At 35.1% G+C, this 6,121-nt stretch carries 7 protein-coding genes; all 7 read left to right on the forward strand.

Translation table 11 applies throughout. The features are described 5' to 3' along the window. Positions 1–25: 25 nt before the first annotated feature. Positions 26–595 (forward strand): hypothetical protein, encoded by a 570-nt coding sequence (locus DW251_RS03940; RefSeq protein WP_118300290.1) that lies wholly within the window; start codon positions 26–28, stop codon positions 593–595. 69 nt (positions 596–664) lie between these two features. Next, the gene (locus DW251_RS03945; RefSeq protein ID WP_147352215.1) at positions 665–1,816 is read left to right on the forward strand and encodes an LTA synthase family protein; all 1,152 of its coding nucleotides are present in this window, start codon (positions 665–667) and stop codon (positions 1,814–1,816) included. A gap of 44 nt (positions 1,817–1,860) precedes the next feature. Then, a complete protein-coding gene (locus tag DW251_RS03950) occupies positions 1,861–2,580 on the forward strand; it encodes an acylneuraminate cytidylyltransferase family protein (RefSeq protein WP_118300292.1) in 720 nt (239 codons plus the stop codon). Positions 2,581–2,642: 62 nt separating this feature from the next. After that, the gene (locus DW251_RS03955; RefSeq protein WP_243036254.1) at positions 2,643–3,725 is read left to right on the forward strand and encodes an AAA family ATPase; all 1,083 of its coding nucleotides are present in this window, start codon (positions 2,643–2,645) and stop codon (positions 3,723–3,725) included. Next, on the forward strand, positions 3,638–4,117 hold the full coding sequence (locus DW251_RS18550; RefSeq protein ID WP_243036251.1) for a PD-(D/E)XK nuclease domain-containing protein: 480 nt from the start codon (positions 3,638–3,640) through the stop codon (positions 4,115–4,117). The genes DW251_RS03955 and DW251_RS18550 overlap by 88 nt, the downstream gene beginning before the upstream one ends. Before the next feature lie 121 nt (positions 4,118–4,238). Beyond that, complete coding sequence (locus DW251_RS03960) at positions 4,239–5,132, forward strand: glycosyltransferase (protein WP_118300293.1); 894 nt, start codon at positions 4,239–4,241, stop codon at positions 5,130–5,132. A 1-nt stretch (position 5,133) separates the two neighbouring features. Continuing rightward, entirely contained in the window at positions 5,134–6,051 is a 918-nt protein-coding gene (locus tag DW251_RS03965) for a glycosyltransferase family 2 protein (RefSeq protein ID WP_118300294.1), read from the forward strand. The last annotated feature ends 70 nt before the right edge of the window (positions 6,052–6,121 follow it).

The following is a 6,121-nucleotide window of genomic DNA, read 5'->3' on the forward strand; positions in this document are numbered from 1 at the left end:
ATATTGAAACATAAGGGAATAATAAATGATATACAGTAAGGATTATCAATATATATCAAAACGGACAAGACAAATTTGGGCTAATGTATGGATGCTATTAACACCGGTAATATTATTTTTGATGATGGAACATATCAATAATCCATATGGTAATCTTAATATTGGGTTAAAATATTGGATTATTAATGTGGCTATTTTAGAGATAATATTCATATTTTTCTATTATATTTGTTTTCCGTATAGAATAACCGTTATTATATTTTATGGCATTGGTGTAGTATTTAGTATTGCAAATTACTGTGTAGGTATTTTTAGAAATGGAAATGCAATAATGCCGTCTGACATACCAGCATTAAAAACGGCTATGAATGTGTCATCAAATTATAAAATAGAACTTCCAATTAATAGTTTTAAGTGGATCAGTCTGGCAATCATATGTTGTGTTGTCACAGTATGTGTTTGCAGAATGATAGAAAACAGGATGAAAATAAAGACCAGGATCTGTTTGGGAGGTTTAATTCTTGTATTGACTTTAAGCGGTTATATGGGAATTGATTTTAAGAATGGTTATTATAAAATAAACTTGGATTATTAGGAGATAAGTAATTCTTATTATAAATATGGAATACCTGTAACTTTTTTGACTTTATGCCAAAACACAAAAGTGAAAAAACCGGAAAATTATAAAAAAGAAAGTGTTATAGAGGTATATAATACATATGATGATAACAATAACCGGGAACAGAATATAACAGATGATAAAAGGCCTACAGTAATTGCAATTATGAACGAATCCTGGAGTGATTTAAATATTATTCATGATTTTGAAAGCAATCCTGATTATATGCCGTTCTGGCATAGTTTTGATACACCTGTTATGAAGGGCGATCTACTTGTTTCGGTTCATGGATCGAGAACCTGTAACACAGAGTTTGAATTTTTAACAGGGGCAAGTATGAGAAATTTACCTAGATGGAGTTATCCGTATCAGCAGTATTCCTTGAAAACTTTGCCCAGTTTAGCACGGGAATTTAAAAATAATGGTTATGATACAGTAGCGATCCATCCGGGAAAACCAGAGAACTGGAATAGAAAAAATGCATTGTTGAATTTAGGATTTGACCGTTTTATTGATAAAAATGATTTTATTGATCCAGAGTATATAGGTTATTTTATTAGTGACAAATCTTGTTACGATAAGATTATAGAAGAATTTAAAAATAAAGAAAAGGAAAAGTTTATCTTTGCAGTAACGATACAAAATCATGGTGGTTATAACTCATCAAGATTTAATAATGATGAAATGGTACAATTAGGATCAGAATTAAATACATATACAGACGCTAGGGAATATTTAACATTAATTCAAAAGGCAGATCAAGCATTGGAAAGTTTGTTTACATATTTTGAAAAAATAGACGAGCCAGTAATAATATGTATTTTTGGAGATCATCAACCATATTTAGATGAGGAGTTTTATGAAAAGCTATATGGTCATTCTCTGAAAGAGTTATCTTCAGAAGAGGAGGAAAAACGCTATATGACTCCATATTTAATTTGGTCAAATTATGATACTGGAATACAGAAAGAAAGGAAAAATACAAGTGCGAATTTTTTAGGCACATTATTACTTAATGCTTCGGGCATATTAGAAAATCCGTTTTATGAATATATTTATTCTATGCAGCAGGAAATAACAGAAATGAATAGAGATTATTATAGAACGAAAGATGGCGTTCTTCATAAATCAGACGAAGATGATGAATGGTTAAAAGAATACCAAGATATGCAATATTATGAAATGTTTGATAAATAATTAATGGGACAAGCAAAAAAATATATAGATGGGAGATTGATCTTATGGAAAAATATAATAAAGATATTACCGCAGTAATACCCGTTAGAGAAGGAAGTACACGATTAAAAAATAAAAATGTAGCACCATTTGCCGGGACTAATTTATTAATAAATAAAATTAACCAGTTAAAAGAGGTTAAGGAAATTTCAAGAATCGTAGTTTCGTCAGATTCTGATATGATGTTAGCGATGGCGAAAGAGCGAGGCGTTATGACTCATAAAAGATCTCCAGAGTATTGCGATGAAAAAACGAAAAGCTTTGGGGAAGTCGTTCGTCATGTAGCAGAAAATGTTGAGGGAACTCATATATTATGGGCAACATGTACTGCACCATTAGTATTTCCAAAAGTATATAGAAGCGCAATCAATGAATATTTTCCTGCACTTGAAGCGGGATATGATTCTTTAGTTTCCTTTGAGGTAATAAAACGATATTTATGGGATGAGAATGGTCCTGTGAATTATGAACTAGGAATTAAGCATGTTCCATCCCAGCAATTACCTAATTTGTATATTGTAACAGATGGAATCTTGCTAGCTCCACGTGAAAAAATGATTGAGTGGTCATATTTTCATGGTAGAAATCCGTATAGATTTATATTAGATAAAAGAACGGCAGTGGATATAGATGATGGATTAGATTTAGCATGTGCAAGGGCATGGCTGGATATGGATGAATCTGTTTCACAAATAGATCCATATTGTATAGATGCTATAAAGTAAAGATAGTTGGTTTCTGGAGATGATAGGCCGAGTCGGTAATACCGAAAAAGAGGTATAGCAAGATGTTGCTTTTTCTGGAGCTAACAAATAAGGGGGAGGCGATTACCATAAGCACATCAATCAAATTACCTGTCGGAATTGAAAATTTTGAAGAGATTCGTACAGGTGGTTACTATTATGTGGATAAAACAAAGCTGATAAAACAGCTATTTGCCAGCGGTGGTAAAGTAAATCTTTTCACGCGTCCTCGCCGATTTGGTAAAACCCTTAATATGAGTATGCTTAAATGCTTCCTGGAAATAGGAGCGAAGCCTTCTTTATTTGATGGATTGTATATTTCTGAGAATAAGCAGCTGTGTAGTTCATTTATGGGTAAATATCCCGTTGTTTTCATCACTTTGAAAAACGTTGATGGACTGAGTTTTGAGGAAGCGAAATATCGCTTTGTTGATGTGATTGGAAGTGAGGCAAGCCGCTTTAGCTTTCTTTTGGATAGTGATCGTATTTCTTCCAATGAAAAAGAAATGTATAAGGCGATTATTTCCATGAGTGAAGGCTCATTTAAAATGAACACGCAGGTCCTTTTAAGATCATTAAAGACTTTATCTGAGTTATTGTATAAGCATTATGATAAAAAGACAATCATTTTGATTGATGAATATGATGTGCCTTTAGATAAAGCTTTTCAGTACGGATATTATAAAGAGATGGTGACTTTTATACGTGGACTGTTGGGGGATGTGCTGAAAACAAATGATGCTTTGGAATTTGCTGTCTTAACGGGGTGCCTTCGTGTTTCAAAAGAAAGTATTTTTACAGGATTGAATAACTTTAAGATTTTGTCTATTACAGATACCAGATTTGATGAACAATTTGGATTTACAGATAGAGAGGTAAAGGATCTTCTTTCTTATTACAATGTAGAAGATAAGTTTAAAGAAACGAAAGAATGGTATGATGGTTATCGTTTCGGAAATGTGGATATATATTGTCCATGGGATGTGATCAACTATGTTGACAGGATCAAGGATGACCCTGGTGCCCGTCCGGAAGCTTTTTGGATCAATACCAGTGGCAATTTTCAAATACGGAGGAGCTGCAATTCTTCTGGAAAGCGGTTGAAGAAGGAAATACGGAAGGAATAGAAAAATATCTTAACAGGGTATTAAGTAACTCCGTCAGTGTATTTGATACCAAAGCCAGAAATGAGGAGAAAGAAAGTTCGTATCATAATCTGCTGGTTGGAATACTTACCGGAAATGCGGATTGGTTGATAAAATCAAATATTGAAGCAGGTGAGGGATTTGCTGATATTGTTGCAGAAACAGATGATCCGGATTCAGGCATTATTGTGGAACTGAAATACACAAAAGAATTTGAGAGAATGGAACAGGCATGTCAGAAAGCGATTGCTCAGATCAAAAATCAAAGATATTATGAGTATTTACTGAATGATGACAGACGAAATATTTTATTTTATGGAATAACATTTTGCAAAAAGAGATGTAAGGTTATTGTTGAAAGAATAAACATGTAACTGTGAAATCTTCTTGAGATCCATGAAAATACTCTATAAAATCACAGAAAAGAAGTTGCCGGCAGAGAAATCCTTTCTTATAATGAAATATATAAAATGAAAGTATTACGAGGTATATAATATGGCAGAACCGCGTTACGGTGAAGAACGTAAACAAATGGGAAGTATAGTAGGGGACCGGCCTAAGATATCTGTTATTATGGGTGTTTATAATGGTGCGGACAGAGTGGACGAGGCAATAGCGTCTATTCGTGTGCAGACTTTTACTGACTGGGAGTTTATTATATGTGATGATGCGTCTACAGATAATACCTGGGAGAAGCTGGTTGAGTGGAGCAAGATCGATTCCAGGATCGTTCCAATCCGTAATGAGAAGAATATGAAACTGGCAGCTACTTTGAATAAATGTCTGGAGCATGCTTCTGGAAGTTATATAGCTCGTATGGATGATGATGATTACAGTTATCCGTGGCGTCTGATGGCACAGAATGATTTTCTGGATGTGAATACTTATTATGCCTTTGTATCAGGCCAGGTAAATGGACTTACGAAAGAGTTTGGGATTATTGAAGATTACTGGCACAGAAAAGAATTTCCTGAAAAGAAAGATTTTTTAAAGGGCTCTCAGTTTATACATCCGGCAACGATGTTTAGGAAAGGTCCGCTTATGAAAGCCGGCGGATACAGGATCGCTCCGGAAACCCGCAGAATGGAAGATTATGACCTTTTTATGCGTCTTTATGCAATGGGATATATTGGCTGTAATCTTCAAAGACCTATGCTGCGTTATACGGTGGATTTTGATAAGACAACCTATGCGCATCGTATTGATGAGGTGAAAGTCCGCTATCAGGGATTTAAAGCATTGGGACTCCTTCCATGGGGATTTATATATGTGATCCGTCCGCTGATCGTTGGTTTGATCCCACATGATACTTTAATGGAAATAAAACTGGAAGATAATGGCGTAGACCTGAGAAAGTATAGACGGAGACATAGACGCAGAAGGAAATGATATGGTTGGAATTGTCATTTTAAATTATAACAGCTGGGCGGATACGGTTGCGTGTGTAGACAGTATACATGAAGCAGAAAAGAAATTGGAGTTTCGTATTTATCTGGTAGATAACTGTTCACCGGTGCGTCCTGAACCTGGTGTGTTGGAAAGCCTGGATAAAAGGGGAGTTATTTTTATCCAGAATGAACGGAATGCAGGTTATTCGGCTGGAAATAACATTGGGATAAAAAGGGCACTTGAGGATGGCTGTGAAGAAGTACTGATCAGCAATTCTGATGTGCGCTATGAAACAGGAAGTATATCAGAACTGCAAACGTATTTACAGGATCACCCAGATGTGGGAATTGTAGGACCGAAGATTTTTCTGCGTGATGGAAGTATACAGAAAGAATGTATGATGAGAAAAACGGGAATCAGAGAAAAATATTTGCTCAGAACCCGTTTTTATCTGTTTTTCCCCAGGTTAAATAATAGTTATTGGGGAAGAGAGCATGATTATGAGTCGGAAGTTTTTCAGGTATATGCAGTTATGGGGTGCTGCTTTATGTTTAGCAGGAAATGTGCACTGGATGTGACTCCGTTAGATGAAACACCATTTTTATATGAGGAAGAACTGATACTTGGAATTTCCATGGAGAAAAAAGGCTGGAAAACGGTGTATGATCCCAACAGTGTGATCCATCACCTTCACGGAAACAGTACAGAGAAGGTAAAAGCATTTGCTTATACCTGCAATATTTGCAGTGAGATCTATTTTTGCAGACAGTATCTAAACATGAAAAAATGGCAGATACTGCCACTGTACTGGTACCGGTCAGTACTTTATGGGCTGAAAATGCTTAGATACCAGGATTTCAGAAAGTATGTTGGGGAATATGTGAAACGTACAGGACTGGAATTGAAAAAGATATTGTGATCCAAGAAAATTAGGAAAGGGAGTATCCTAAAGTTTGTGTAAACCTCCAAACTGATGTAAGATAAAATTA

The sequence above is a fragment of the Clostridium sp. AM22-11AC genome, from assembly GCF_003473545.1.
Taxonomy (GTDB): Bacteria; Bacillota; Clostridia; order Lachnospirales; family Lachnospiraceae; genus Enterocloster.